The organism is Shewanella sp. 11B5, from assembly GCF_002836795.1.
Taxonomy (GTDB): domain Bacteria; phylum Pseudomonadota; class Gammaproteobacteria; order Enterobacterales; family Shewanellaceae; genus Shewanella; species Shewanella frigidimarina.
On the sequence record NZ_PJAP01000055.1, the window covers coordinates 1 to 1423 of the forward strand.

1 protein-coding gene is annotated in these 1423 nt (G+C 42.2%); it reads right to left on the reverse strand.

Annotated elements, in window-relative coordinates; genetic code table 11:
• Window positions 1–1256 (reverse strand): NCS2 family permease (locus CXF78_RS00455; protein ID WP_102035681.1); only part of this gene is annotated, 1256 nt, incomplete at its 3' end.
• Window positions 1257–1423: the final 167 nt, after the last annotated feature.

Genomic DNA, 1423 nt, shown 5'->3' on the forward strand with positions numbered 1-1423 from the left:
GCCACCACTAAAATACCTGGATTTAAATCTTTAAAACGTCCAGTCATCAATTTGATCGCAGCATAAGAAATAAACCCAAGACCAATTGCATTGGCTATAGAGAAGGTTAACGGCATTAATAAACACGTCACAACAACGGGAGCTGCTTCAGTAATATCTTCCCAATCAACATTGACTAGACCAGACATCATTAGGATTGCGACATAAAACAAGGTACCTGTTGTGGCATATGCTGGCACCATACCGGCTAATGGCGACACAAATAACGCCGCTAAAAACAGTAATCCAACTACAACGGCAGTTAAACCTGTGCGACCACCTGCACTCACCCCTGCGATACTTTCGATGTAGCTCGTGGTAGTTGATGTACCTAATGCAGCACCAGTAATAGTGGCGACACTGTCTGCGGTTAAGGCACGTTTTACTCGAGGTAAACGGCCTTTTTCATCAAGCAGTCCGCCACGTTGAGCAACAGCAACTAAGGTACCTGATGTGTCAAATAAATCGACAAATAAGAAAGCAAAAACCACCGACAACATGCTCACTTCTAATACACTAGACAAGTCCATCTTCATAAATGTCGGCGCGAGAGACGGCGGCATAGAAATTAAACCTTGGTATTGCACATCACCAAATATCATTCCTAAAACTGTCACTATTAGAATGCTAAAAATAACGGCAGCCTTTAGACCACGATGAACCATGGCAATAATTAAGAAAAAACCTAATGCGGCCATCAAGGCTGGAAATGAGGTGATATCGCCCATAGTCACTAATGTTGCTGGGCTTGCCACAACAATACCGGCATTTTTTAAGCCTATTAAGGCTAAAAATAATCCAATACCAGCAGCAATACCAAAACGTAACGACATTGGAATACTATTAACTATCCACTCACGTATTTTGACTAAGGATAAAATTAAGAAGCACACACCTGACATAAAGACCGCGCCAAGTGCCGTTTCCCAGCTATACCCCATTTCGCCAACTACGGTGTAAGTAAAAAAGGCATTCAGCCCCATACCCGGAGCCAATGCTATCGGGTAATTAGCTAATAACCCCATCACTAAGCAACCTATGGCAGCTGCTAAACATGTGGCAACAAATACCGCACCATGATCCATCCCAGCATCTGCAAGCATCATAGGGTTAACAAAAATGATGTAAGCCATCGTTAAAAAAGTAGTCAGACCGGCCATAGCCTCTTGCTTAAGACTCGTGTTGTTCTGTTTAAGTTTAAATAGTTTTTCTAACATGGAACGGGGTTCCTTGGGCAAAGGTTAACATTGGATTAATAGTCAAATTACGATAAATGAGGATACGGTATGCCTTGTGCTACTGACCATACTCACAGAGTCGACATCTTTACAGAGGGCTTACTTTAATTGCGGGGAATTATAAATACTTACGACCTTGATAGCTA